Source organism: Salibacter sp. (assembly GCF_031581065.1).
GTDB lineage: Bacteria > Bacteroidota > Bacteroidia > Flavobacteriales_G > Salibacteraceae > Salibacter.
Genome location: NZ_JAVLBN010000027.1, coordinates 1 through 23,655, shown reverse-complemented (window position 1 = coordinate 23,655; position 23,655 = coordinate 1). Strand labels below are relative to the sequence as shown.

General features: G+C 42.0%; 31 protein-coding genes. 19 read left to right on the top strand and 12 right to left on the bottom strand.

The genetic code is table 11. From position 1 onward, the window contains the following. The first annotated feature begins 198 nt into the window (after positions 1-198). Entirely contained in the window at positions 199-357 is a 159-nt protein-coding gene (locus RI557_RS07760) for a hypothetical protein (RefSeq protein WP_310668575.1), read from the top strand. 90 nt (positions 358-447) lie between these two features. Here RI557_RS07760 and RI557_RS07755 read toward each other — a convergent pair whose 3' ends face one another. The 6 genes from RI557_RS07755 to RI557_RS07730 all read right to left on the bottom strand — a co-directional run bounded on the left by RI557_RS07755 (position 448) and on the right by RI557_RS07730 (position 5,335). Beyond that, complete coding sequence (locus tag RI557_RS07755) at positions 448-1,152, bottom strand: FKBP-type peptidyl-prolyl cis-trans isomerase (protein WP_310683096.1); 705 nt, start codon at positions 1,150-1,152, stop codon at positions 448-450. A 15-nt stretch (positions 1,153-1,167) separates the two neighbouring features. Beyond that, the gene (locus tag RI557_RS07750) at positions 1,168-1,911 is read right to left on the bottom strand and encodes an FKBP-type peptidyl-prolyl cis-trans isomerase (protein ID WP_310668573.1); all 744 of its coding nucleotides are present in this window, start codon (positions 1,909-1,911) and stop codon (positions 1,168-1,170) included. 57 nt (positions 1,912-1,968) lie between these two features. Next, positions 1,969-2,730 (bottom strand): TerB family tellurite resistance protein, encoded by a 762-nt coding sequence (locus RI557_RS07745; protein WP_310668572.1) that lies wholly within the window; start codon positions 2,728-2,730, stop codon positions 1,969-1,971. A 13-nt stretch (positions 2,731-2,743) separates the two neighbouring features. Further along, complete coding sequence (locus RI557_RS07740; RefSeq protein ID WP_310683094.1) at positions 2,744-3,598, bottom strand: TPM domain-containing protein; 855 nt, start codon at positions 3,596-3,598, stop codon at positions 2,744-2,746. Beyond that, the gene (locus RI557_RS07735) at positions 3,540-4,004 is read right to left on the bottom strand and encodes a TPM domain-containing protein (protein ID WP_310668570.1); all 465 of its coding nucleotides are present in this window, start codon (positions 4,002-4,004) and stop codon (positions 3,540-3,542) included. The genes RI557_RS07740 and RI557_RS07735 overlap by 59 nt, the downstream gene beginning before the upstream one ends. An 86-nt stretch (positions 4,005-4,090) precedes the next feature. Further along, positions 4,091-5,335, bottom strand: a complete 1,245-nt coding sequence (locus RI557_RS07730) for a T9SS type A sorting domain-containing protein (protein ID WP_310683092.1) — start codon at positions 5,333-5,335, stop codon at positions 4,091-4,093. 298 nt (positions 5,336-5,633) lie between these two features. Here RI557_RS07730 and rfbF point away from each other — a divergent pair, with 298 nt between their 5' ends. From rfbF to RI557_RS07700, 6 genes are all read left to right on the top strand, one after another. Next, positions 5,634-6,410 (top strand): glucose-1-phosphate cytidylyltransferase, encoded by a 777-nt coding sequence (rfbF, locus tag RI557_RS07725; protein ID WP_310668568.1) that lies wholly within the window; start codon positions 5,634-5,636, stop codon positions 6,408-6,410. Beyond that, positions 6,374-7,483, top strand: coding sequence for a CDP-glucose 4,6-dehydratase (gene rfbG, locus RI557_RS07720; protein ID WP_310683090.1), 1,110 nt, complete (start codon positions 6,374-6,376; stop codon positions 7,481-7,483). The genes rfbF and rfbG overlap by 37 nt, the downstream gene beginning before the upstream one ends. Next, positions 7,480-8,019: a dTDP-4-dehydrorhamnose 3,5-epimerase family protein gene (locus RI557_RS07715; RefSeq protein ID WP_310668566.1), complete on the top strand. Its 540-nt coding sequence runs from the start codon at positions 7,480-7,482 to the stop codon at positions 8,017-8,019. The genes rfbG and RI557_RS07715 overlap by 4 nt, the downstream gene beginning before the upstream one ends. Positions 8,020-8,022: 3 nt before the next feature. After that, positions 8,023-8,907: an SDR family oxidoreductase gene (locus RI557_RS07710; protein WP_310668565.1), complete on the top strand. Its 885-nt coding sequence runs from the start codon at positions 8,023-8,025 to the stop codon at positions 8,905-8,907. Positions 8,908-8,935: 28 nt separating this feature from the next. Continuing rightward, positions 8,936-10,240: a lipopolysaccharide biosynthesis protein RfbH gene (gene rfbH / locus RI557_RS07705; protein WP_310668564.1), complete on the top strand. Its 1,305-nt coding sequence runs from the start codon at positions 8,936-8,938 to the stop codon at positions 10,238-10,240. Between the two features lie 270 nt (positions 10,241-10,510). Further along, positions 10,511-10,798, top strand: coding sequence for a 30S ribosomal protein THX (locus RI557_RS07700; RefSeq protein ID WP_310668563.1), 288 nt, complete (start codon positions 10,511-10,513; stop codon positions 10,796-10,798). A gap of 84 nt (positions 10,799-10,882) precedes the next feature. On the opposite strand, the gene pdxH is transcribed toward RI557_RS07700, so the two are convergent. Further along, positions 10,883-11,536: a pyridoxamine 5'-phosphate oxidase gene (gene pdxH / locus RI557_RS07695; protein WP_310668562.1), complete on the bottom strand. Its 654-nt coding sequence runs from the start codon at positions 11,534-11,536 to the stop codon at positions 10,883-10,885. Between the two features lie 88 nt (positions 11,537-11,624). Next, positions 11,625-12,458, bottom strand: coding sequence for a phosphatase PAP2 family protein (locus tag RI557_RS07690; protein WP_310668561.1), 834 nt, complete (start codon positions 12,456-12,458; stop codon positions 11,625-11,627). Position 12,459: 1 nt separating this feature from the next. Between RI557_RS07690 and RI557_RS07685 the strand changes: the two genes are divergently transcribed. The 10 genes from RI557_RS07685 to RI557_RS07645 all read left to right on the top strand — a co-directional run bounded on the left by RI557_RS07685 (position 12,460) and on the right by RI557_RS07645 (position 17,721). Beyond that, on the top strand, positions 12,460-12,777 hold the full coding sequence (locus RI557_RS07685; protein WP_310668560.1) for a thioredoxin family protein: 318 nt from the start codon (positions 12,460-12,462) through the stop codon (positions 12,775-12,777). Continuing rightward, a complete protein-coding gene (locus tag RI557_RS07680; RefSeq protein WP_310668559.1) occupies positions 12,777-13,019 on the top strand; it encodes a DUF6952 family protein in 243 nt (80 codons plus the stop codon). The genes RI557_RS07685 and RI557_RS07680 overlap by 1 nt, the downstream gene beginning before the upstream one ends. Before the next feature lie 11 nt (positions 13,020-13,030). Beyond that, positions 13,031-13,285, top strand: coding sequence for a DUF6952 family protein (locus RI557_RS07675; RefSeq protein WP_310683088.1), 255 nt, complete (start codon positions 13,031-13,033; stop codon positions 13,283-13,285). A 48-nt stretch (positions 13,286-13,333) separates the two neighbouring features. Continuing rightward, positions 13,334-13,561 (top strand): hypothetical protein, encoded by a 228-nt coding sequence (locus RI557_RS07670; RefSeq protein WP_310683086.1) that lies wholly within the window; start codon positions 13,334-13,336, stop codon positions 13,559-13,561. A gap of 112 nt (positions 13,562-13,673) precedes the next feature. Continuing rightward, positions 13,674-14,003, top strand: a complete 330-nt coding sequence (locus RI557_RS11750) for a PIN domain-containing protein (RefSeq protein WP_409079688.1) — start codon at positions 13,674-13,676, stop codon at positions 14,001-14,003. After that, the gene (locus RI557_RS07665; protein ID WP_310669010.1) at positions 13,951-14,478 is read left to right on the top strand and encodes a hypothetical protein; all 528 of its coding nucleotides are present in this window, start codon (positions 13,951-13,953) and stop codon (positions 14,476-14,478) included. Before RI557_RS11750 ends, RI557_RS07665 begins: the two co-directional genes overlap by 53 nt. A 5-nt stretch (positions 14,479-14,483) precedes the next feature. Beyond that, positions 14,484-16,358, top strand: coding sequence for a metallophosphoesterase family protein (locus RI557_RS07660; RefSeq protein WP_310669009.1), 1,875 nt, complete (start codon positions 14,484-14,486; stop codon positions 16,356-16,358). 6 nt (positions 16,359-16,364) lie between these two features. Further along, positions 16,365-16,742, top strand: a complete 378-nt coding sequence (locus tag RI557_RS07655) for a hypothetical protein (protein ID WP_310669008.1) — start codon at positions 16,365-16,367, stop codon at positions 16,740-16,742. A 71-nt stretch (positions 16,743-16,813) separates the two neighbouring features. Beyond that, the gene (gene folE, locus RI557_RS07650; protein WP_310669007.1) at positions 16,814-17,500 is read left to right on the top strand and encodes a GTP cyclohydrolase I FolE; all 687 of its coding nucleotides are present in this window, start codon (positions 16,814-16,816) and stop codon (positions 17,498-17,500) included. A 20-nt stretch (positions 17,501-17,520) separates the two neighbouring features. Further along, positions 17,521-17,721 carry a hypothetical protein gene (locus tag RI557_RS07645; protein WP_310683084.1) on the top strand — a complete coding sequence of 67 codons (201 nt, stop codon included), beginning with the start codon at positions 17,521-17,523 and terminating at the stop codon, positions 17,719-17,721. A 748-nt stretch (positions 17,722-18,469) separates the two neighbouring features. Here RI557_RS07645 and RI557_RS07640 read toward each other — a convergent pair. After that, a complete protein-coding gene (locus tag RI557_RS07640; RefSeq protein ID WP_310669006.1) occupies positions 18,470-18,994 on the bottom strand; it encodes a hypothetical protein in 525 nt (174 codons plus the stop codon). A 158-nt stretch (positions 18,995-19,152) separates the two neighbouring features. On the opposite strand from RI557_RS07640, the gene xrtF reads away from it, so the two are divergent. Continuing rightward, positions 19,153-19,677: an exosortase family protein XrtF gene (gene xrtF, locus RI557_RS07635; protein ID WP_310669005.1), complete on the top strand. Its 525-nt coding sequence runs from the start codon at positions 19,153-19,155 to the stop codon at positions 19,675-19,677. Continuing rightward, entirely contained in the window at positions 19,674-20,108 is a 435-nt protein-coding gene (locus RI557_RS07630) for an exosortase F system-associated membrane protein (RefSeq protein WP_310669004.1), read from the top strand. The genes xrtF and RI557_RS07630 overlap by 4 nt, the downstream gene beginning before the upstream one ends. Before the next feature lie 531 nt (positions 20,109-20,639). Here the strand turns inward: RI557_RS07630 and RI557_RS07625 are convergent. The 3 genes from RI557_RS07625 to tnpA form a co-directional block, all read right to left on the bottom strand. After that, positions 20,640-21,491 (bottom strand): hydroxymethylglutaryl-CoA lyase, encoded by an 852-nt coding sequence (locus RI557_RS07625; RefSeq protein WP_310669003.1) that lies wholly within the window; start codon positions 21,489-21,491, stop codon positions 20,640-20,642. Between the two features lie 43 nt (positions 21,492-21,534). Next, complete coding sequence (locus RI557_RS07620) at positions 21,535-22,566, bottom strand: quinone-dependent dihydroorotate dehydrogenase (RefSeq protein ID WP_310683082.1); 1,032 nt, start codon at positions 22,564-22,566, stop codon at positions 21,535-21,537. Positions 22,567-22,925: 359 nt separating this feature from the next. After that, positions 22,926-23,387: an IS200/IS605 family transposase gene (tnpA, locus tag RI557_RS07615; RefSeq protein WP_310683080.1), complete on the bottom strand. Its 462-nt coding sequence runs from the start codon at positions 23,385-23,387 to the stop codon at positions 22,926-22,928. Positions 23,388-23,655 lie beyond the last annotated feature (268 nt).

The following is a 23,655-nucleotide window of genomic DNA, read 5'->3' as shown; positions in this document are numbered from 1 at the left end:
AAAGCGCGAAAATGTTACACAATAGTAACACACCAACTCACAAAACACCTCTCCAATCACTCTATATTGTATTTCAAATACTTTTACTAACTTTATCAAAGTATAAAAACCAATTCACTATAGAAAACACAAATCATGTATCGACAAAAGACTGGGTTCTTACGATTTTAATCGGCAATACCAGTTGTAAACATCATTATGCTCTTTGTTTGGGGTTTTGGTGGTAACACTAATCCAAACAAAGCAAATTGGGCAAAAGCAGCTCTCATTTGGTTAGCTATTGCTATTGTGCTCAATATTATCGGGTTTGTAACATTCGGCTCGTTAGCCTTTTTAGGATTAGGCTCTTCAAGCTAAGAAGTAGTAGAACAAACTCTCAAAACGAAAAAAGTCCTGACGATAGCGCCAGGACTTTTTTTAATATCTGAAACAAATAATAACTACTTACTACTTAATTTCAATAAGCTCAACTTCAAAGATTAGCGTTTCATTTGGGCCTATAGCACCCTGAGAGCCGCGTGGTCCATACGCTAAATCTGAAGGAATGTAGAATTTGAATTTAGAGCCTACAGGCATTAACTGAAGGCCTTCTGTCCAACCGGTAATCACCTGGTTCAATCCAAACTCTGCCGGCTTGCCGCGTTTGACAGAGCTGTCAAAAACAGTTCCGTCAAGAAGCGTTCCTTCGTAGTGGACTTTCACTACATCTTCAGGTCCGGGTTTTTCTCCGTCTCCCATGGTTACAACCTCATATTGCAATCCAGATTCGGTAACGGTAACCTCTTCACGTTTTGCGTTTTTAGCCAAAAACTTTTTACCTTCTTCAATTTTGGCTTTGCTCTTTTTAGCCTGTAAATTGGCAAAGTAAGTTTGGAGAAAGGCATTCGCCTCTTCTATTGAAATACGAGTTGAGTCTCCTTTTTGAACATCATTGAATGCCTTAATCATCGCTTCAGCGTTGATAGTATCAAAACCCTGTTTTTTGAGATTTTCAGCAATATTGAGTCCAAGGCTGTAACTCGCGGTATCGATTTCAGTCTTAAGCTCAAACTTGTCTTTGTCTTTTTTCTTTCCCCAATTAAAGAGTTGAGCTTGAGTGGGCAATGCAAACAGCACTGCCAACCCTGCTATTATGATTTCTTTTTTTATCATAAAATTTGTTCCTTATTACTGTTGACCCTGACCTTGCTGAGCTTGTGCCTGGTCAACTATTTCGAGTAATTCAACTTCGAAAATAAGTGTTGAATATGGAGGGATTTGTTGTCCTGCTCCTTTTTCTCCATAAGCGAGGTTGTAAGGGATGTAAAGTTCCCATTTTGACCCAACAGGCATTAATTGCAGAGCTTCAGTCCAACCGGCAATAACACCATTAACAGGAAATTGAGCAGGCTCACCTCTTTTGTAGCTGCTGTCAAAAGTAGAACCATCGATGAGCGTTCCTTTGTAATGTACACGAACCATGTCGTTCATTCCAGGCTTTTCACCATCACCCATTTCAATGACTTTATACTGAAGACCACTTTCTGTAACTTCAATACCTTCTTTTCCTTTGTTTTCTTCAAGGAATTTTTGTCCCTTAGATTTGTTAGCAGATCCTTCTTCTTTGCGTTTCTTTTCCTGCATTTGAGCAAAGTAAGTATTGAGGAACTGCATTGCTTCACCATCATTCATGAGAATTTTGGTAGAATCGCCAGAGTTAATCGCTTTGATGGCTGCTGATAGTGCATCACCATTGATTTCATCAAGACCTTGTTTTTGCATACTAGATGCTACATTTACACCAAGTGCATAGCTAACACTGTCATTGGCACTTTTCAATTTTCCATTGAATGATGAGCCTCCGCCCTGCTGGCAAGATGTACCTATCAATGCGAGTGAAAGTGCTGAACTAAAAAGAAACTTCAATTTCATGTTGATTTTATTTTTGATTTGTGAATATGCGAATGTAAGCCACGTTTTACAGAATCCCTAACGCATGCCGCGTTCCTTTTTTATCTGTTCGTAGGCTTCCTGTACCTTTTGGAACTTTTCCTTTGCTGCTTGTTGAAAATCTTTTCCAAGTGAATTGACTTTATCAGGATGATACTTTACAGCCATTTTCCTGTAAGCCTTTTTAATCTCATTATCTGATGCATTCTTTTCAATTTCCAAAATTTTGTAAGCATCCTCAATTGAGGATTTTGCCCCGCCAAACATGGCTGAGATTGAATAGAAATCCTTGTCTGAAATCCCCAGGTAGTGACTGATGGTTCTGAGTAGCTTAAACTCTTCCTGTTCTACTTTTCCATCGGCATAGGCAATTCCAAAGAGGTAGTGCAGTAACTGGAGTCGCATACTGTGCGACATGTTTTGACGGATCTGAAGAGAAACCTGCCTTACTGATACGTCATGATCGAGGATTTCTCTTAAGGTTCTGACCAATTCTAGTGCCTTGTCATCTCCAAATTGTTTTACCAAAAAGGATTTGACGTAGTTCAACTCCGATTTCATCACGCGGCCATCTGCCTTCATGATTGCCGCTGAAAGGATGAGGAGACTAATGGTAAAATCTCCTGAACGAGTTTGTGTTCGTTGACGTTGAAATGGATCTTGCCGCGCTTTGCCGTTATACATATCGACTTCACTAGCGTTATCAAACAAAGACCCCAGGACAAAGCCGGCAATAGCGCCAATTGGTCCGCCAACTGCCCAGCCTAATCCACCGCCAATCCATTTTGCGTATTTAGACATAGTTTTTCTTTAATTACCAACTACCTCCGGCACCTCCACCGCCAAAGGAACCACCTCCAAAACCACCAAAGCCGCCACCTCCACCAAAGGAGCCGCCTCCGCTGTGGAAATTATTCCAGCTTCCGCGGTGAGCTGAGTTTGTCATGCTCATCAACATCAATGCCGACCAAAATGAAACATCGTGTCCCATTGAATAATGGCGAGCTCTGTTGAACCATCCGGCAATGAAAATGATGAAAAAGAGGAGTAAAAAGATTCCGGGCAGAATTAAACTCTTGCGTTTTTTCTTTCCGGCTTGTTTAGCATATTGATCAGGACTGTACTCTCCTTTTGCAAGGTTGATTAAAACGCCTGCTCCCTGTGCAATTCCTTTCTCGTAATTCCCTTTTTTAAACTGCGGAATCATTTCATTTTCCACAATCTGCTTGGCAATAGCATCAGGAATAGCACCTTCAAGCCCGTAACCGGGGGCAATAAAAGCATGACCTTTATCTCCCCTGCCGCGTTTTGGTTTTATTAAAACAACTACCCCGTTGTTAAATTCTTTTGAACCTACCCCCCATTTTTCTCCAAGTTCAAACGCAAACATTGAAGGGTCGTAGCCATTCAGCGAATTAACTGTAACAATCGTAATTTGAACCGTTGTGCTGTCATCGAGCTTTACGAGTTCCTGCTCCAGCCTCGATTCAAATGAATCATCGATAACATTTGCGAAATCATTGACGAGTTTGGGAGGATTCGGTTTTTGAGGAATGTCCTGTGCTGTAACCCCAAAGCTGAGGAATACAGAAATAAGGAGTAATAAAAATTTATTCATCATTCTTTTTGTCATGGTCAGATCCGAAAGACATTTCGTTCGATAATTCATTGACATCGTCTTTTTGATATGGGAAGTACTTCTGCAGTTCAGAACCGGCTTTCTTCACACCGGCCGCCAGACCCTCAGCGTATTCTCCCTTCTTAAAATGTTCGATTACGATATCGCGTGTAGAATCCCAAAAACCTTCTTCAACTTTAGAGTTGATTCCAACATCGCCTATTATCGCAAACTTTCGATCTTCAAAAGCCACGTAAAAAAGGACACCGTTCCTCAATTCTGTCTTGTGCATCTTCAAAAGTTCAAAGACATGTGCAGCCCTGTCGAGCACATCCTCTTTGCACTTGTCATCAATGTGCACCATGATCTCACCCGAAGTTTGTTTCTCGGCATGAGCAATAGCATCAGTGACTATTTTTTGTTGATCAGGAGTAAAAAATTTTCGCGCGTTCGCCATAATCGACTATTTTCAAATGCGAAAATAACATTCTCATGCATTGCACCGAATGGAGAGGTCGTAAATAACGTTAAAGTGACAGTAAACTAACGGATCATAAGTCGTTTTACAGATGTATTCCCATCATCAGTAATGATTTTCACTAAATACATTCCCGGGCTTGTAAGCTTGGATCTGTATGATCTGGATCTGACCATTTCATTAATCACTAACCTACCCGAAAGGTCATAAACTGAAATACTTTCTATTTCCTTTGAAGATTCAATTCTAAACCTGCTGCTGGTTGGGTTGGGATATATTTTGAGTTCTGCCTGCTGTTCCTCTACCTCCTCATCAGAAAGGACTGTGTTAAAGTTGAGCTCTTTGAATTTTAGTTCGTAAAAGAATCTGAAGTCTTCTTTCAAAAAAACTTCTTGACCATTAGAGTATATGCTTGGAGAGTTTAAACCATTGTTTCTATCAAATACTGTATCCCAAACAATATTTCCATTGTCAGGGTTTAGCTGGGCCAACCAGGGTTTATGATTTGAAGAACTGCTGTCGTTATTCCTGTACCTCCCACGAAGAATAATTCCGTACTTCTCTGAAAAAACACCATAAAACACACCTAATGAAATATCATTACTAGGGTATTTACTTGTAGGAGATAATGGATAAGCGTTTAATTGCTCTGCATCATAATCTAATCTGTATAATTCAGAAGACCAGTCATTTCCATAATAGTCTGCATCAACACTGAAAATTCCATTATGTGTAGTTGCTATAATATTTGCTGCCGGAAAATCGAGAGGTACATACTCATAAGAACCATCAACATCGAAGATCAGCATTCCTTCACTTTCTCCTTTTGGGCCGGGACCAGCTGAAAAATACCACTTCTCATCATAAAAAGCTCTTCCATGATAAAAGTAAGCATAAGGAATATCCAACATTTCAAAAGACTTGACTTCGCCAGTTTGAGCATTCAAATGCGTGACTCCATAACGCGATGAATCAGCTTCTCCAAATAATTCAAATACAAAAACCTCATTTCCATATTGAACAAGTTTAGATTGTCCTGAAAAAGTGAGATTTTGTCCTCTCATCTTCAAAGAATCGTTCATCCATAATAAGTCTCCACTATTATTAAGTTTAAGCAAGTGGGCAACACTATCTCTTATATCCTGTTCACTGTAGAAGTAATAAGAACCATCATGACCAATAACTAATTTGCTAAATGGGTGTCCACTAAATGAAGAAGGTAAGTTAAATTTATCTTTAATAATAAGGTTACTATCATAAGTAGTTACTCCATCATCTAAACAAAGGAACTCACCATTAGATTTCGACACTAAGTATCCACATTCTAAAGAGTCGGTTATAAGATCCATTGATCTGAGCTGAGCAGAAAGTGAACACGAATTAAAAAGAATAAAAATGAATAGGGTTATCCTTAAAAAAAGAGAGTTTAACTTCATAGGTTGTGAATTTGGGTTAAATGTATTGAAAAGTTCAAGAGATGGCAACTTTTTAATCTAAAGCCTCCTTTTTAACCTTTTTTCTGAAAATAATTTCTTTCATCGATTCTGTGAGCTTTCACCTCTTGCCGCAATCCTTATATTTGCCTCAAACCAATGATCAAACAACCATATGAAAGTTGTCATTTTCGCGGGTGGTAAAGGAACCCGTATCTCTGAAGAATCGCACCTCAAGCCTAAACCCATGATCGAAGTGGGTGGCAAACCCATCATTTGGCATATCATGAAAATGTATGCGTCTTACGGTCACAAAGAATTCATCATTTGCCTCGGTTACAAAGGCTACATGATCAAAGAATATTTCCTCAACTACTACTACCACAATGCTGATGTAACTGTTGATCTCAGCAACAATGATGTAGAAGTACACAAGAACAAAGCAGAAGACTTCAAGGTTACACTTGTCGATACAGGATTGGAAACAATGACAGCCGGCCGACTAAAACGTGTGCAACAATACATTGGAGATGAGGATTTCATGCTCACTTACGGTGACGGTGTGGCAGATATCGACATGAACCACCAGGTAGAATTTCACAAAAAACACGGTAAAATGTGTACGATGTCTATCGTGCAGCCGGGTAGTAGATTTGGGATGCTCGATATTGATGAAAACAATGTTGTCAACAGCTTTATCGAAAAACCTAAAGAAGACGGAGCATGGATCAATGGTGGATTTTTCATCCTCAAACCATCCGTCTTCAAACACCTTCATGATGACGCTGACGACATCATGTGGGAGCGCCAGCCACTCGAAGACATCACAACTCAAAAAGAACTCGTAGCCTACAAACACGATGGCTTTTGGAAGTGCATGGACACACTCCGCGATAACAAAGAACTCAACAAATTGTGGGAAACAAACCCAAAATGGAAAAGCTGGGATTAAAAGAAAAACTCAAACAAACCTATAACGGCAAAAAGGTTTTTGTCACCGGTCACACCGGATTTAAGGGAACGTGGCTATTACTCATTCTCAAAGAACTTGGAGCCACTGTTAAAGGTTACTCGCTAAAACCTGAAGATTCAAAAGACTTCTTTGAAGGAGTTAACGGTCAGAGCCAATGCCAGCATGTCATCGGTGATATTCGTGACCGTGAGCGATTGAAAAAAGAAGTGCTCGACTTTCAGCCAGATTTCATCTTCCACATGGCTGCTCAGGCACTCGTTCTGGAATCGTATCAAAACCCGGCAGAAACGTACGATACCAACCTGATGGGAACTGTGAACCTGTTAGATGCTCTCCGATTCATGGACAAGCCCTGCAAGGCAATCATGATTACGACAGACAAAGTCTACGAAAACCTCGAGCGACCAGAACCTTATTCTGAAACTGAAAGACTCGGTGGTTACGATCCCTACTCCAACTCAAAAGCTTGTTGCGAACTGGCAATCAGCTCATACAGAAACTCATTTTTCAACATCACTGATTATCCCAAACATTACAAATCAATAGCTGCCGTGCGAAGCGGAAATGTCATTGGCGGTGGCGACTTCAGCGAAAACCGCATCATCCCTGATCTGGTAAAGTCGATGCGAAAAGGTGAGTCACTCATCGTGCGCAACCCATCAGCCATAAGACCGTGGCAACATGTCCTCGATCCGTTGAGCGGTTATTTACAACTGGGTATGAAAATGAATGAAGATCCCGTTGATTTTGCTGATGCCTTCAACTTTGGTCCGCATACTGATGATGTACTCACTGTTGAAGAACTCGTGAAAACAGCACTCGATTCATGGGGTGAAGGATCATATGAAGTAGCAAAAAACATCGATCAGCCACACGAAGCAAACTTGCTCAAACTCGATATAGCTAAAGCAAAAGCAAAGCTCGGCTGGACACCTTTCTTTAGTGCTAAAAATGCTATTCAAACAACTATCGAGTGGTATCGAAAAAGTGAAGATACAGACATGACCGATCTCACTTTAGCACAAATCAACCTCTTTTTTGACGCGCAATGAAAAACAAGATAGCGACAGAAATACCGGGTGTTTTCAAAATCGAACTGTTTCATGCAGGAGATGATCGCGGATCATTCACCAAGGTATTTCACGGTCCGTCAATGAAAGACTGGGACCTTCCTTTTGAACTGGCCGAGAGCTACTTCTCCGTCAGTCAAAAAGGAGTTGTACGTGGAATGCATTTTCAAATTCCGCCCGAGGATCACGAAAAAATTGTCTATTGCAACACGGGCAAACTCAACGATGTGCTCCTCGACATTCGGGAAGACTCCCCCACTTTTGGTAAATCGATAAGCCTGCCACTCGGTGGATCTGACCGATACGCTGTTTACGTTCCAAAGGGAATAGCACACGGTTTTGAGGTTCTGAAAGACAACACGATGATGACGTATTTGGTTTCCTCAGCTCATGCTCCAGAATTTGACAAAGGTATTTTGTGGAATAGCTTTAACCACGAATGGGAAACTCAAAACCCCACGCTATCACAACGCGATCAAGAATTTCCTTCATTTGAAAACTTTAAAACTCCATTTTAAACTATGCGAATCCTCATCCTGGGAGCTAGCGGATTAGTTGGCGGCAACTGCCTCAAGTATTTTAAAACGAAAGAAGAACTCGAAGTTGTAGGAACTTACTTTTCTTACCAAACTGAGGATACCGTAAAGTTCAATACACTCGACCTGTCAGATCCCGAAAATTATGATGTCGACAGCTTCAAACCAGATGTAGTAGTTCATTGCGGGGCACTTACCTGGGTTGACTACTGTGAAGACAACAATGAAGAAAGCTGGCAAAAAACGGTTAAATCTACTCAGAACGCACTGAAAATAGCCGATAAACACGATGCTCGATTCGTGTATATTTCATCAGATTACGTGTTTGACGGAACTGAAGGACCATACACTGAAGATAATGAGGAAAATCCGGTCAGCGTTTACGGGAAACACAAACTCGAGGCTGAAGAAAACGTACTCCAGAGCGGACTCGATTTTTTGACTCTGCGCATAACGAATGTTTTTGGTGATGAAGCGCGCGGAAAAAACTTCATTGCCCGCATGATCAACAATGTGCAAAAGGGAGAAGAAATGACGCTCAACCTGCCGTTCGATCAATACGCTACTCCCATCAACGCAGCAGATATTGCACGAGCAATGTATCTCCTTTTGCGCGATGACAAAATGGGAATCTACAATATTGCAAGCACAGATTTCATGAATCGTGTGCAACTGGCTACACATATATTAAAGTACTTTCCTAACCACAAAGTGACAATTGAACCAAAAAGTACGAGAGAAATCAACCCTCCCGCTCCGCGTCCTTTGATGGGCGGATTGATAGCCGCAAAGTTCTTATCAGAATACCCCGATTTCCATTTTACTAATGTTGACGATTACGTGAGAAAGAAAGTGGGCGATTTTGAATAAATTCGCACCGCATAAATGAAGATAAAGAATGTTCAAGAATATAGACGATAGCCTCAAATCGGCTCTGACCGAAAAACTGACGGAGAAAACTTTTAAACGCCCAGTTCCCGGGGAAGACTACATTCCGGTTACCGGCAAGGTTGTAGATGAAGATGATTTGCTGTTTGGAATTGATGCCGTTATGGATGGCTGGCTCACTACAGGGCGTTTTGGACCTGAGTTTGAAAAAGAATTTGCTGCCTATTTTGGTTCGCCATTTTCACTGCTCGTGAATTCGGGATCATCAGCTAACCTGGTAGCTTTTTCGGCACTCACCTCACCAAAATTGAAGGAGCGTCAAATAAAACCTGGTGATGAAGTCATTACAGTAGCTGCCGGCTTCCCCACCACTGTGAACCCACTCATTCAACACGGTTGCAAACCCGTTTTTCTCGATGTTGAAATTCCAACTTACAACATTGACGTTTCAAAGCTCGAGGATGCTGTAACTGGTAAAACAAAAGCTATCATGATCGCCCATTCACTCGGGAATCCGTTTAACCTTAGTGTTGTGATGGAAGTCGCTAAAAAGTACAATTTGTGGGTAATTGAAGATGATTGCGATTCATTAGGTGCAACTTATAATGGTCAGAAGACCGGAACCTTTGGCGATGCCGCAACTGTTAGTTTTTATCCGGCTCACCATATTACGATGGGCGAAGGCGGATCAGTATTGATCAACAATCCGTGGCTTAAGAAAATTGCCGAGTCATTTCGTGACTGGGGACGTGACTGCTATTGCGAACCCGGAAAAGACAATACTTGCGGAAGACGATTCAAGTGGCAACTGGGTGATTTACCAAAAGGCTACGACCACAAATACACTTACTCACACGTAGGCTTCAATTTGAAGGTGACAGACATGCAGGCTGCAATTGGCTTGAGTCAGTTACGTAAAGCAGATCAATTTGTGGAGAAACGCAGAGAAAACCACAAGTTGCTCTACTCTAAGATGAAGCAATTTGAGGAGTATTTCATTTTACCCGAAGCAACTGAGAACTCAAATCCATCGTGGTTTGGTTTTATGTTGACTGTGAGACCCGAAACGGGAATAGATCGCCACAAGCTCATCAAGTTCCTGGAAAAGAACAAAATTGCAACCAGACTCCTATTTGCCGGGAATTTGACAAAACAGCCGGCTTACGTAGATCTCGATTATCGGGTTGTTGGAGATCTGACCAATACTGATATAATTATGAACAACAGCTTTTGGCTGGGAGTGTGGCCAGGATTAGACGAAGGTCATTACGATTATATTGTAGATGTACTCACTAAGTTTTTCTCAGAACAATAATGGTTTCCAATTTTGGTAATTATTTCAAGTATAAATTTCATCATTTAGAGAGAATTTAGTAGATTTAGGAACAAATGGCCAAAACGTATTTATCGCAAACGGTACAAGCGGACTGAAGATATTGTCTAAAATTGATCGATTGATATTTTTTCTTTGCTCTTGAAAAGCTCCGGTCTTATTGATCGGATCTTTTTTTATGGATTTCCCTTGCCCTATTTAACAAAATATTTACCTTTATGACTCAATAAAACATAAAACTGAATTTTCTATATGGGAAAAGGAGATCGAAAAACTGCTAAAGGCAAGAGATGGAGAGGCTCATACGGAAAGGCCAGACCAAAAAAAGGTTCTAGAAAAATGCCTGTTGCAGCAAGCGTTGCCGAAAAAGAAGGAGAAGAAAATGTTGCTAAACGCGACAGCAAAAAAACTTCTTCAACAAAAAAAGCAACCACTGCTAAAAAGAGTTCGTCTAAAACGAGAACTAAAAAAACAACTGCTAAAAAGTCAACTACTAAAAAAACTTCAACGGCAAAAAAGAAAGAAGCTGATAAAGAATAATCAACACTTTATCCTAGTCCTAATTCTTAATCAAAAAAAAGGCTGTTTTTTCAAAAAAACAGCCTTTTTTATGTTCCAAAATTATTATGGTGATAACCGTTTCTTAGACCAGTTTTTGTCGATCAACTCATATGCTATTCGGTCGTGTAACCTACTCGGTCTTCCCTGCCAAAACTCAAAATAATATGGCTTAAAAATATAGCCCCCCCAGTTATTTGGCCTGGGAACATCTTTCCCTTCAAATTCCTTTTCGTATCGCTTTACCTTTTCTTCGAGCTCAGTTCTATCAGCTAATTGCGCGCTCTGGTCACTCGCCCAGGCACCAACCTGGCTTTCACGTGGCCTTGAAGCAAAATACTCATCACTCTCCTTTTCGGTTAACTTCTCCACAACTCCGTTAATCCTGATCTGTCGCTCGAGTTCTGACCAAAAAATATTGATCGATGCATGCGGATTTTCCTTGATCTCAATTCCCTTTTGGCTGTTGTAATTCGTGTAAAAGACGAGACCATCTTTTTTTAACCCGCGGGTATAAACCACTCGCGAGCTAGGTACCCCATCTCTATTCACCGTAGAAAGTGTCATCGCCTTAGGATCTGGAACCTGTGCCCCAACAGCCTCTTCAAACCACTTAGCATATTGCTCGATCGGATTATCCTTCACCGATCCTTCATCCAGCTTTTGTTTGCTGAAATCATGCCTCACCTCATTCAGGTAATTGGAAACTTCCTCTATCATAATTGAATTGCTTCTCGTTTAATATAAATTTACGAAGATCGTCAGTAATTATTCTTCTAAACATAAAATTGCCTTGAAAAGTTCACGGTCAGAACCGGTAACTGAGCCCAACTCCTTTCTGCTCACCGAAACATGGAAACAGCTTAATTCGCTTGTTTTCAAACGCATTGACCGTCATCCGGCCACTCATGTAACCGATTGCCGCTCCCCAAACCACATCAGAGAACCAGTGTTCATCGATCATAATCCGCGAAACTCCCACCATTGAAGCAGTAGAGTAACTTACAATGGAAACCCATGGTTTATCAAAGTGCATGCTGGCAACAGTAGCAAGAGCAAAAGCACCGGAAGTGTGCCCCGAAACAAATGATGTATGCTCAAAAAAATTTGGCCCTTCAAGATCAATTCCATCCTTTGGTCTTCTCCGTCCTACTAATAACTTGATTGAATAAGTGTGAAAAGCGTTGAGCCCAATTGCTGCCATTCCGCGCATTCCCAGTTGAGTGAATTCATCATTATTGGTCAGAGCACCAACCGTAGCAGTTAGTGTTGGAACTCCCGCTTGTGCGATGGGGCCACCTGCCAGTGTCACGTGGTCCCATATCTCGTTTTTTTCAGAATTACTCCGAAACAGTTTATCAACCGTGAAGCTCAATCCGCCAAGGGTCAAAAAACCGGCAACAGGCAAAATGCTTTCATTTCTTATAATAGGCTTTTTACTCCACATTTTCCTGTGCGACTCAATCGGTATCGTTATGAACCACTGGTAATCGGATTGTTGAGTTCGGTTCTGACTATTAGCATTCTTTAAGGGTGATAAAATAAAAATAAGTAAAACTAATACTTCAATAAGTCTTTTTATACCCTTCTGTTCTTTGACAGTAGGTTCTGTGCTTATTTTTGTCGTAGAAAAATTAATCATTATGGCAGTAAAAGTAACAACAGACAACGAGTTTAAAGACATTCTTTCAAGCAATAAAAAAGTAGCAGTCAAGTTTTATGCAGACTGGTGCGGTCAATGCAAGCTCATGGCTCCAAAATACCGAAAAATGAGTGACCTTGAAGAGTTTGAAGATGTCGTTTTTCTAGATATCAATGCTGAGGAAAACCAGGAAGCACGTAAAATGGCCGGTGTCAACAACCTTCCATTCTTTGCGGTCTTTAAAGATGGCGAACTCCTTGAAGGCAGGCCAACAAGTAAGAAAGAGAAAGTTCAGGAAATGATTCAATCTCTCAGTTAATGCAAGTTAAAGTAATCAAACAACTCGCAAAAGAGTACGATATTCCTCAGCTCAAAAAAGCTGAGGAAGCGTTACTCGAAGAACAGATTCCGGAGATTGAGATCGAAGGAGAAGATGAAGGTGAACAGCTCACCCATGTGATGGCTGCCGCCTGGGTTATCGACTTCATGGCAAGAGAGGGAGTATCAATGGGAAAAGCTGTTCGCGAATACACCAACAAAGTGCGCAAATCAATCGACTAAAAAGAATAACAATGCGATTACCAATTATAAAACAACTCGTGAAAGACGGTTCTTTTGATGAGGACTACATGGAAGAAGCTGTTGAAGTGCTGTTATCAGTAGCTGAAGCTCCCGGAATTAAAGATGAAGAAAGCGAGGTCATCGGTGAGCTCGTTTCCAACATTGAAGGAGCTAAAGTAGTTTTAACCGACATACGCGAAAACGGAACTTCTCAAAAAGAAGCTCTCAACGGTTTTATGCAACGTGTTATGGGGGCTGTAGAATAGTAACCCTCCAATGCAAATTATTCGTAAATTTGAAGGAAACAGATTATTATGAAATCGGTTAATATTCAAATATCAGATTTTGAGTACGATCAACTTGGTTTAGATAAAGATTCTCTTTCTTTTTCTGAACTGCTCGAAATCATTGAAAGGAAAATTACTAAGCAAACACTAGAAAAAAGTATTAAACTGACCAATAAATATGGTTTCTCTAATATGAGCATGGATGAAATAAATGAAGAGGTAAAAGAATACAGAAATGCAAAAGATCATTCTTGATACCAATGTTTTAGTTTCATCCTTGATTCAATAGAATTATCCTTACTTAATTGTTGAATACTCTATTGTCAGCCACAAAAACCTACTTAGTGCTCTGGTGACTTAGTGGCTAATTCAAAAATCCATCAAAGATCAACCTGATAATCGTTTTTTAGAACTTGCAGTCGCTTCAGATGCTGACTTCCTTATTACTGGCAACACAAATGATTTTACGATTGATTCAGTCAAAAAAACTAAAATCGTGACTCCACGACAATTTGGAAAGACTTTAAAAATAAAACACATTAAAAAGCCGGGCTTTCTTCCGGCTTTTCTTTTTCATAACCCTCACTTTACTTTTAAGCAAAACTACTTTTCAATATTTGCTACTTTTGAGAAAAATCTCAACTATGAAATACTTTTCAATCATAATCGCTGCGCTGTTAGTGTTTGCAGCATGTAATAAAGACGATGATAACGGAGAAGACCAACAAAATTTAGCTGATGAAGCCTACATGACAGCCGATGTCAATAGACAGGAAGTCATGGCCGACTACAAAGTAGTTTTGCAGGATATCGTTTTTAATGCGTACTTTCCTTCAGATAGTTTAGTTGAATTTCAACGACTCGTGGGGAATGAAAATCCGCAGGGATTCTATGCCGTTTTGAACAAAACAATTCTCGAAACACTCGATTACCCTCATACTTTTCGTCCTTCAAACAAAGATATCCAACGCTTAAATTTCACCTACTACGACACGGCAAATACAAGCTACACGCACAACCTTGCCGATACAACTGAATTCTCCCTAACCATTAATAACCACAACAGCAAACATGTCATCACCGGAACTTTTTCTGGCAAGCTTTACAGCCAGGATAAAGATTCGGTAAACATCACAAACGGAAAATTCGAAATCGACCTCAAAAAGTATTAATCGAAATGGTCAGAACCGCAATTGTTCTATCGGCAGCCGCAGCATTGTTATTCAGTTCGTGCTCGGCTCAAAATGCTCTTCCACTACACCCCAATATCAAAAAAACGGATAACGGTTACATCTTTGTCCACGAAGGCGATACCTTCACCGAAGAATACAGCGAATTCGCCAATCTGCAACAGTTTGAGACGAGTCCTGAGGGAAATGAAAAAGGCATCGCGTTCGATTTCGAAATGCCGGATCTGAACGGAACGCTCTACTACGGCTTTATCCCCTATCCCGATACCAAACACCCACTCCCCGTTTACTTCAAAAAACCGGTAGAAATCGAGAAAGGAAAAGCCCAAATCGAAATGGCCTACCTCAGCGGAAAGTACGATATGATCGACTGGCAGGAAAAGGGATTCGGAACCATCGGCTACCGGGTGGTGAACGATGAAGGAACAATTCTCTATGACGGGAAAGTGACCTTCTCGGGAACAGGTCCGTTTGAAATTGCCAATACATTACTCGAAGGGCCCTACATCACAGATGTAAAACCCTATTCCTTTTCCATCTCTTACAAAACGAGCAAAGGCTTCAAGAGCAATGCGAAAGTGAACGAACAGCTCTACGAATTTGAAGAGCCGAGAACGAATCACGAACTCACGGTTGACGGACTCAAACCCAATACTACTTACAACTACTCCATCATGCTGGATGAGAAACAGGAATACACATTCTCGGTCAGAACCGCACCCAAAGACGGGTCGCGCGAGGCTTTCACATTTGCCTATGCCAGCGACAGTCGGCACGGGCGAGGCGGTGGAGAACGCAAGATTTACGGGGCAAACGCCTACATCATGAAAAAGATGGCTGCCCTCGCCCACCAGGAACGAGTTGGCTTTTTACAGTTCTCCGGTGATCTGATCAACGGCTACCTCACGAGTCTGGGTGAGATGAACCTACAATACGCCAACTGGCGAAGAGCAGTTGAACCGTTTTGGCACCACTTCCTGATCAGACCCACGATGGGGAATCACGAATCGCTGATGCGCGTATTCCGCAATGAAGATGGCGATCGCTTTGGCGTGGACCGTTTTCCTTACGCCACCGAATCAGGAGAGGCTATTTTTGCACAGAATTTCTCCAACCCGATCAACGGGCCGGCTAACGAAGACGGCTCTGACCACGACCCTGATAAAAGTCAAACGAATTTCCCTAGTTACAGCGAAACGGTTTTTAATTACAGCTATGCCAATGTAGGCGTTATCGTACTGAACAGCGATTACTGGTACGCTCCGGGACTCAAGAATTTCCCGGCAAGTGGCGGAAACCTGCACGCTTACATCATGGATAATCAGCTCGCGTGGCTGAAGAAAACGCTCAAAATGTACGAACAAAACGACAACATCGATCACGTTTTTGTCACGCAGCACACTCCGGCTTTTCCGAATGGCGGACACGTAAAAGACGACATGTGGTACCACGGAAACAATGAGCACAGGCCAGTGATAGCAGGAAAAACCGCTGATAAGGGCATCATCGAAAGACGCGATGAGTATCTCGATTTGCTGGTGAATGAAAGTTCAAAAGTGCGCGCGATACTCACCGGTGACGAGCACAATTACTGCCGCACTACGATCAACGATGAAACGCCCCGCTATCCCGAGAATTGGAATCTCAAAAAGACTGAACTGAGTAGGGAGATTATGCAGATCAACAACGGTGCGGCCGGGGCACCTTACTACGCAAAAGAAGAAACGCCCTGGCAGAATTTCACCAAAGGTTTTACGACTCAAAACGCACTCGTTTTCTTTGATGTGGAGGGCGACAAAATTGAGGTATGCGTAGTCAATCCCGATACGCTGGAAGAATTCGATTCGTTTACGCTGCAATAATTTTTGATGAACACGCGCACGATAAAGCTCATTCTGCAAATTGCCGTTTTTGGAACGTTTGTGGGTCACGGTACTTTCGCGTTTTTGGTAAAACCGCAGTGGATCGTTTTCCTCACGACAGTTGGCATTCCGCTCGATATGGTTCAGACTGTTATGAAAACAATTGGCATCATTGACTGGTTTGTGGCACTCATCACGTTGGTCAGACCCGTAAAAGCGGTGTTGATCTACGCGACTATTTGGGCTTTTGCCGCAGCACTTATGCGTCCGCTTAGCGGTGGCGAATGGCTCGATTTCGTGGAAAGGGCCAGCAACTTCTTAGCCCCTGCAGCTCTGTACTTCGTAGCTTTTGGATCTGATCGAAAGAAAGACAATCCAAAATGATTGTTTTAAGCTCAATTTAAACAATTACTTTTGCGGCACGTTTCTGGGGCAACCCGTTTTAATAAGTTAAGATGAGTAAAGAAGAAAACAAGATACTGACAGCCGAGGAAGTTGGCGATACACACATGATGTCGAGCATTGATACTCCAATGAGAAAGGATGCTTTTGACCTGAGTGACGAGGAGAAAATTGAGCGAATTGAGGAGTATTTCGGAAAGATCATGGAAACGCTGGGCCTCGACTTAACCGATGACAGCTTACAGGGAACGCCTCACCGCGTTGCTAAACTCTATGTGAAGGATTTGTTTAACGGATTGAAGCCTGAACAAAAGCCTCGCGCTGCTACATTTGACAACAAGTACGATTACAGCCGCATGCTCGTGGAAAAGAATATTACGGTAAACTCGGCTTGTGAGCACCATTTCATGCCAATCATCGGGAATGCACATGTTGCGTACATTTCGAGCGGAAATGTCATAGGGCTATCTAAGATCAACCGCATTGTGGAGTACTACTCGCGCAGACCTCAGGTTCAGGAACGTTTGGCGCTCCAGATTTTGAACGAGTTGAAGCAGGTTCTCAAATCTGACGATGTGGCGGTTTTGATTGAAGCGAAACACCTTTGTGTAACGACTCGCGGAATCAGAAACGAAAACACGACTACGATCACTGCTGAATATTCCGGCAAGTTCAACGAGCAGGAAACCAAGCAGGAGTTTTTGGATTATATCAAACACGATTTAATGCCCAACAAGTAATGGCGCATTTTGAAGACCTGATGATCAAGGCGCTCAAAGAGCAAAAGGATTCGCTCCGTGAATCGAAATCGGCTCGTGCTATTTTGAAAATGCTCATCGAAGTGCGCGAGAGCGCCCGCAAGAATGAGAGCTACGAGGTGTACGACAAGATCACGCACGAATTGAGCGAAATGGGCATCGACCTGATCGAGGAAACACGGATTACGGCCAGTTTGAAGTGATTTATGGAGATATGTCATATGTCCCTCACTTCGTTCGGGACGAAATAAGAGGTATTCTCGAAATAGAGATACAGGCTCTCCCTACGGTCGAGCGAAATATTGATGTTTTTTCTTGTAATCGCTAAAGCTTGTTTTTTCTGAAATATTATTGAGGTCAAGCGTTGAGGCCAAGGTCCAGGGGTATCTTGCTTAGGTTATATTCATCGCTCTAAGCGAATAGTATTCTAAAAAATTTCTTTTCTTGATCTGGAGCTCATTTTTTTATGCCACAGAGTATCACGGTGTAGTTCTCAGTGTTTCACAGAGTGTTTTGTTCTTTTGGCTTGTAGCCACAAAGGCACTAAGCCGCAAAGTTCTTTAAAGTCTTTGTGAGCATTATGTCTGCTTTGCGAGCTCTGTGACCTAAATTCATATCACAAACCGAACATTATTAGAATCCTCTCAACCTCGACCTCAGCCTTGTCCTGTTGGCTGGTTGGCTTAAACAAACTCCAAACCTCCAAACCTCCCAAACTCTTAAAACTTGAGCATCATCTATAACCAAAATCATCATTAGAAAGATCTCAACCTCGACTCTTAGTGAATCTTAGTCCTTGACGCAGGTCAAGACTTAGATGAACTTAGATCCTCGGCCCGCAAGGGACGGGACTTCTGACGCTTCGGTCAGCACTTTCAGCACTTGACGCTTGCGGTCAGTACCTCCAGCTCGACCTCAACATTAAACATTAAACCTACTAAACACAAAAAATCAACTCTGCGTCAAAAGCAAATTCACATCCTGTTTGGCGATGCGGCTGGTTTGAAACCTGTAGGCGTTGATCAGGTCGAGGATTTCATCGGTGTTGGCGGAGATGGAGGTGTCAGAATACAACTTTGTGTGAGGATAGATCAACAGGCGTTTATCGCCTTCAAAATCCGCAAGTAATGCGTTTTCTGTAATGATGTCCTGCACCACTTTTCGCTGTACGATCATCCCTTTTGTGGTGCTCTTGAGGATCTGAATACCATTTAACGTGCCTTCAAACTGTGTGTCATAGCTGAAAGAATCGTCCAGCTCGATGTTTTGAAAAGCTTTGATCACCAAAAAGTGAATATCGTGCTTGTCCTCCACCACGTTGGCTTTGCAACGGATGAAGAAACTGCTGTTCTCTCCCACCAGCACATATCCCTCGTTATAGCCCGATCCGTTGAAGCGGTACCTGCACAATCTCACATGCTGACCTTTCAACATGCCGAGCTCATAAATCACATATGGCGATATATCTGTTATCATGCTTTAGCAAGATATTTAAACTGCGGCAGAATTACTAAGAAATTTTTAAAATTCTTTAATCGGTAAAACTGCGTTAAGGTTAGTAGTTTTGAGCCCGGGTTCTGACCAAAAGGGTTTGCGATCTGATTTAAAAAATCAATTCTATATTCGCTTATCGTATGAAAGAGTTTTTCAGGCAATACAAATCAACGATACTGTTTATCGTAAAATTCCTCGCAGTGTACGGCATTTTATCAGTCGTTTACGCGTGGTACCTGGATCTTTACCCCGCTGAATTAGACCCCGCATCCTGCGTAGTGACCGAGCAGGCCACGAAGGGAATGCAACTATTTGAGCCGAAAATCACTTACGAAATGAGCGAAGGTTATCCCCGTGCCGATATGCAATTCCTGGGACACACCTTCCAGTACATCATTGAAGGCTGCAACGCCATTAGCGTGATGATCCTCTTTTTGGCGTTTATTGTGGCGTTTAAAGCCAAATGGATTCACTACGTGTGGTTTGTGCCGTTTGGGTTGCTCGTCATTCACTGGACCAACATCGCCCGCATCGGGATACTCGGTTTTGCGGCCCTCTACTATCCCGAATATTCAAAACCCATGCACGACTACTTTTTCCCGGGCATGATCTACGGCATCACGATGTTACTGTGGTTCCTGTGGGTAAAATACGTTGCGCGATGAAGGAAACCGTAATAAGAGGCATAGGCGTGGTAATCGGCTTTTTGCTGCTGGTAATGGTCAGAGCCGGGGAAGATACGCTCTTCTACGATCCGCTCAACCGCTTTTTCCACACCGACTTCAAAGGGCAACCGCTCCCTGATTTTGCTGTGGGTCAATACCTCCTCAGCCTTACCTTACGTTTTGTGATCAATACCCTTATTTCACTCGGCATTATTTACGTATTCCTGTGGAGCAAGAAATACCTGCGCGTGGCGGCCATCCTCTACGGAGCACTGTTTTTACTCCTCATCACCGCCCTCACCATTCTGCTCCTCTCCCAAACCGAACAACTCATGATGTTGTTCTACATCCGCAGGTTGCTCATGCACCCACTGCTGCTGTTTATCTTCCTGCCCGCCCTTTACTTCCAGATGAAGCGGGATAATGAGTGATAAAATCTTAAAGCCTGTCAGCCTCCAGCCTATTGGTAAGATCACAAATTTTGGGTTTCTAAAACTTTTTAATAACGGACATCAGTACATGAAATTGCAGTTTGTAAATGTGCAGAATTCGTACTCTCCCCTTTGCAAAAACTGGTTTGAAAAGTCTGTACCTTCAAAAACTCCTCCTTCGATGTGTTTCATCACTTCCTGATATCTACCAAAAAAACGTAAACCCGTATAAATTGAGAAAAACAAATATCACACTTATTAATAAAGCTATAAACCACTTCCAAATAGCAGTTTTAAATTTCAATTTAACTCCTGTTGAGACGAGTAATACTAAAGTTACTATGTAAATAAGGTTTGTAAATACTTCATAGCTTTCCAGGATAATCGATTGGTACATGACTTCAGAATAACCCTGCCCCTCTTTAATTGCTAAACTTTTAGAATTTGTCTTAATGTATTGAGCATAAAGAAAAATAAGAGCTTCAGCTCCTAAGCAATAAAGTATGATAAGTTTAAAATTCCTCATCTTTATCAACCAGGAAAAACCCCGGTAGCCATGTTTTCAGCTTTGCCGAATTCTTCTAAATCCAATCCGTGACCGATCAGGTTTTCCTGCATGAACCAAATGAGGTTTTCAGTTGGCATATTACCTGTTAGTTTATCTGTCGCCATGGGGCAACCTCCAAAGCCGCGAATGGCTCCGTCAAACCTCCTGCAGCCGGCATTGTAAGCCGATTCTATTTTTTCTTTCCACGTATCTGGCGTGGTGTGTAAATGAGCTCCTATCTCAGCCTCTGAAACTTGCGGAATCAAATGTGAGAAAAGGTAATCCAGTGTTTGAGGTTGAGCTACACCAATCGTATCTGACAGTGAAATAACATCAACACCCAGCTCATCAACAATTCGTTTACACCACTCCAGCACAACATCTTTATCCCACGGATCGTCATACGGGTTTCCAAATGCCATTGAAATGTACACAACCAACTGCTTGTTGTTTCGAGAAGCTATTTCCTGGATGCGCTTTGCACGGTCAAATGACTCTTCAACCGTACTGTTGATATTGCGTTTTTGAAAGGTCTCAGATATCGAGAAGGGAAATCCCAAATAAGTAACTTCATCAAACTCGACAGCGTCATTAGCTCCTCTCTCATTCCCCACAATCGTGAGCAGTTTTGATGGAGAGTTTGAAAAGTCGAGCTTGCTCAGCACCTCTTTGGTATCGCGCAGTTGCGGAATTGCTTTGGGTGACACAAAACTGCCTATGTCAATCGTATCAAAACCAACTTTGAGCAACTGATCGAGGTAAGCAATTTTTTTATCCGTTTCAATGAAAGTCTCAATGCCTTGCATGGCATCGCGCGGACATTCAATTATTTTCATAAAGGTTCGTTTCGGTTTCGAGAGCGAATTTATAAAAATGCCGCTACCCCTGCCTTTTGAGGATGTACTTATTGATCCTTTTGATCAGAGCCGGTCCTTCGTAAATCAGCCCGGTGTAAACCTGGATCAAATCGGCTCCGGCCTCAATCTTTTCCCATGCCGATTCTTCATCTGTAATTCCACCAACTCCAATAATCGGGAACGGTTTGGGCAGTTTCGATCGCAAAAAGCGGATCACCTCTGTAGATCGCTCGCGTACCGGTTTTCCGCTCAAGCCACCAGCTTCGGCTACGCGGTTTGGCTCTGACCGTAAATTCTTGCGCTCAATCGTTGTGTTCGTAGCGATGAGTCCGTCCACTACTCCACTCTGCGCAATTTCCACGATATCAAAAAGTTGACTCTCGGTCAGATCCGGAGCAATTTTCAAAAACACCGGCTTCGCAACCTGCTTGTGGTCGTTGGCCTGCCTGATGGTTTTCAATAAATCCATCAACGGTTCTTTGTCTTGCAATGCACGTAGATTGGGCGTATTGGGCGAACTCACATTCACTACAAAATAATCAACATGCGGATACAATGCCTCAAAACACTTGAGATAATCATCTTTGGCTTCCTCGTTTGGCGTGACCTTGTTCTTGCCGATGTTTCCGCCAATTATCAAGTCGCTTTTTCGCTTTTTGAGATTTTTCACAGCTTCCGCAACGCCCTCGTTGTTGAACCCCATGCGGTTGATGAGTCCGCCATCCTGAGGAAGTCGAAACATGCGCGGTTTGGGATTCCCGGGCTGACCTTTAGGCGTTATTGTCCCCACTTCAATAAACCCAAAACCGATGTTTTTGAAGGAGTTATAGAGCTTTGCTTCTTTGTCAAATCCGGCTGCCAGTCCAACAGGGTTGGGAAATTTGAGTCCAAGAATATCGCGCTCAAGTCTTTTATCCTGAATGGTAAACATGCTTCGAATGAGCTGTTTGACACCAGGAATTTTGGTCAGAGCCGTAAACAGCGAAGTCGTGAGGTGATGAGCCTTTTCAGGCGGAAATAGAAAGAAAATGGGTCTGATCAGCGCCTTGTACATCCTGCAATTTTTGATTGCGTGCAAAGGTAGTTTTTAAGGTGGAAGTTGAGGATCTTTTGGTTTGTTGTGGCTTCGAAATCGTGAACCGTGCTTACAGCACTCAGAAGTTTTAGACGTCCTTCTTTTAACTCTGGGCTAAAACCCAGAGTTAAATGTAATCCGTGCCTAACGGCACTCAATCCTTTTAGCTACTTGATTCAGCTAAACAGAAAAAAGATAAAACTAATATCCCCTAGATTAACTCATTTATCCGAATGAAAACCAAGTGCCGTTAGGCACGACACACTCCTAACTCAGGGCGACAGCCCGGTGTCTTAAAGTTCAAAAATAGCAGGGAGTGCCGTAGGTACGGGACACCATTATTTAGGCTCTTGAAAAATAAACCGATCATCAAACTCTATATCCAACTCATTTAATAGGGCCTTATATTCTTCCCGGAAAGATCGCTTCCTATGATGCTCTTCCTGTTTTTTGATATAGTTGATGATCATTTCAAGATCTCTGTCACTGTAAGAAAAACTTCCATGACCTGCCTGCCACTCGAATTTTCCAAAAGTCAAATTTGACTCATTAATCCATTTTGATGACTTAGACTTGACATTTCGTACAACTTCTGCAACACTTACTGATGGCTTAAGAATATAAAAACAATGAATATGATCTTCAACTCCATTAACAATTAACGATTTGCAGTTATTCTGATTGATCAAGTTTCCAATTACTCGACAAAGCTCCTCTTTCCACTCAGGAGAGATTAGTGCTTTACGATGTTTTACTACAAAAACTGACTGGATGTAAATTTGAGAATAGCTATTAGCCATAGATATGATTTGCAGGTTTAGTAGTGTAAAGGTAGTTAATTTTGTGAACCGTGCTTACAGCATTCGCATGGTTTAGACGTACTTCTTATAACTCTGGGCTAAAACCCAGAGTTAAATGTAATCCGTGCCTAACGGCACTCTACTTTCTCAAAGTGATACAACACAAAGTCTAAATTCAAAAAGCTTACGTCATCCACGTTAAAAACTTCAATACCTTCTCCCATTTCCCATTTTCATCTTTCTCATAATACTCAGCGTAACCTCTTGC

Coding starts and splice junctions, on each gene's coding strand:
- RI557_RS07655 (WP_310669008.1), top strand. CDS start 16,365: ATGAACACGCGCACGATAAAGCTCATTCTGCAAATTGCCGTTTTTGGA.
- RI557_RS07620 (WP_310683082.1), bottom strand. CDS start 22,566: ATGTACAAGGCGCTGATCAGACCCATTTTCTTTCTATTTCCGCCTGAA.
- RI557_RS07645 (WP_310683084.1), top strand. CDS start 17,521: ATGATCAAGGCGCTCAAAGAGCAAAAGGATTCGCTCCGTGAATCGAAA.
- RI557_RS07740 (WP_310683094.1), bottom strand. CDS start 3,598: ATGAATTATCGAACGAAATGTCTTTCGGATCTGACCATGACAAAAAGA.
- RI557_RS07700 (WP_310668563.1), top strand. CDS start 10,511: ATGGGAAAAGGAGATCGAAAAACTGCTAAAGGCAAGAGATGGAGAGGC.
- rfbH (WP_310668564.1), top strand. CDS start 8,936: ATGTTCAAGAATATAGACGATAGCCTCAAATCGGCTCTGACCGAAAAA.
- RI557_RS07755 (WP_310683096.1), bottom strand. CDS start 1,152: ATGATAAAAAAAGAAATCATAATAGCAGGGTTGGCAGTGCTGTTTGCA.
- RI557_RS07675 (WP_310683088.1), top strand. CDS start 13,031: ATGCGATTACCAATTATAAAACAACTCGTGAAAGACGGTTCTTTTGAT.
- RI557_RS07735 (WP_310668570.1), bottom strand. CDS start 4,004: ATGGCGAACGCGCGAAAATTTTTTACTCCTGATCAACAAAAAATAGTC.
- xrtF (WP_310669005.1), top strand. CDS start 19,153: ATGAAAGAGTTTTTCAGGCAATACAAATCAACGATACTGTTTATCGTA.
- RI557_RS07665 (WP_310669010.1), top strand. CDS start 13,951: ATGAAATACTTTTCAATCATAATCGCTGCGCTGTTAGTGTTTGCAGCA.
- RI557_RS07750 (WP_310668573.1), bottom strand. CDS start 1,911: ATGAAATTGAAGTTTCTTTTTAGTTCAGCACTTTCACTCGCATTGATA.
- pdxH (WP_310668562.1), bottom strand. CDS start 11,536: ATGATAGAGGAAGTTTCCAATTACCTGAATGAGGTGAGGCATGATTTC.
- RI557_RS07760 (WP_310668575.1), top strand. CDS start 199: ATGCTCTTTGTTTGGGGTTTTGGTGGTAACACTAATCCAAACAAAGCA.
- tnpA (WP_310683080.1), bottom strand. CDS start 23,387: ATGGCTAATAGCTATTCTCAAATTTACATCCAGTCAGTTTTTGTAGTA.
- rfbF (WP_310668568.1), top strand. CDS start 5,634: ATGAAAGTTGTCATTTTCGCGGGTGGTAAAGGAACCCGTATCTCTGAA.
- RI557_RS07640 (WP_310669006.1), bottom strand. CDS start 18,994: ATGATAACAGATATATCGCCATATGTGATTTATGAGCTCGGCATGTTG.
- RI557_RS07660 (WP_310669009.1), top strand. CDS start 14,484: ATGGTCAGAACCGCAATTGTTCTATCGGCAGCCGCAGCATTGTTATTC.
- RI557_RS07625 (WP_310669003.1), bottom strand. CDS start 21,491: ATGAAAATAATTGAATGTCCGCGCGATGCCATGCAAGGCATTGAGACT.
- folE (WP_310669007.1), top strand. CDS start 16,814: ATGAGTAAAGAAGAAAACAAGATACTGACAGCCGAGGAAGTTGGCGAT.
- RI557_RS07690 (WP_310668561.1), bottom strand. CDS start 12,458: ATGATTAATTTTTCTACGACAAAAATAAGCACAGAACCTACTGTCAAA.
- RI557_RS07710 (WP_310668565.1), top strand. CDS start 8,023: ATGCGAATCCTCATCCTGGGAGCTAGCGGATTAGTTGGCGGCAACTGC.
- RI557_RS07685 (WP_310668560.1), top strand. CDS start 12,460: ATGGCAGTAAAAGTAACAACAGACAACGAGTTTAAAGACATTCTTTCA.
- RI557_RS07680 (WP_310668559.1), top strand. CDS start 12,777: ATGCAAGTTAAAGTAATCAAACAACTCGCAAAAGAGTACGATATTCCT.
- RI557_RS07630 (WP_310669004.1), top strand. CDS start 19,674: ATGAAGGAAACCGTAATAAGAGGCATAGGCGTGGTAATCGGCTTTTTG.
- RI557_RS07715 (WP_310668566.1), top strand. CDS start 7,480: ATGAAAAACAAGATAGCGACAGAAATACCGGGTGTTTTCAAAATCGAA.
- RI557_RS07745 (WP_310668572.1), bottom strand. CDS start 2,730: ATGTCTAAATACGCAAAATGGATTGGCGGTGGATTAGGCTGGGCAGTT.
- RI557_RS07670 (WP_310683086.1), top strand. CDS start 13,334: ATGAAATCGGTTAATATTCAAATATCAGATTTTGAGTACGATCAACTT.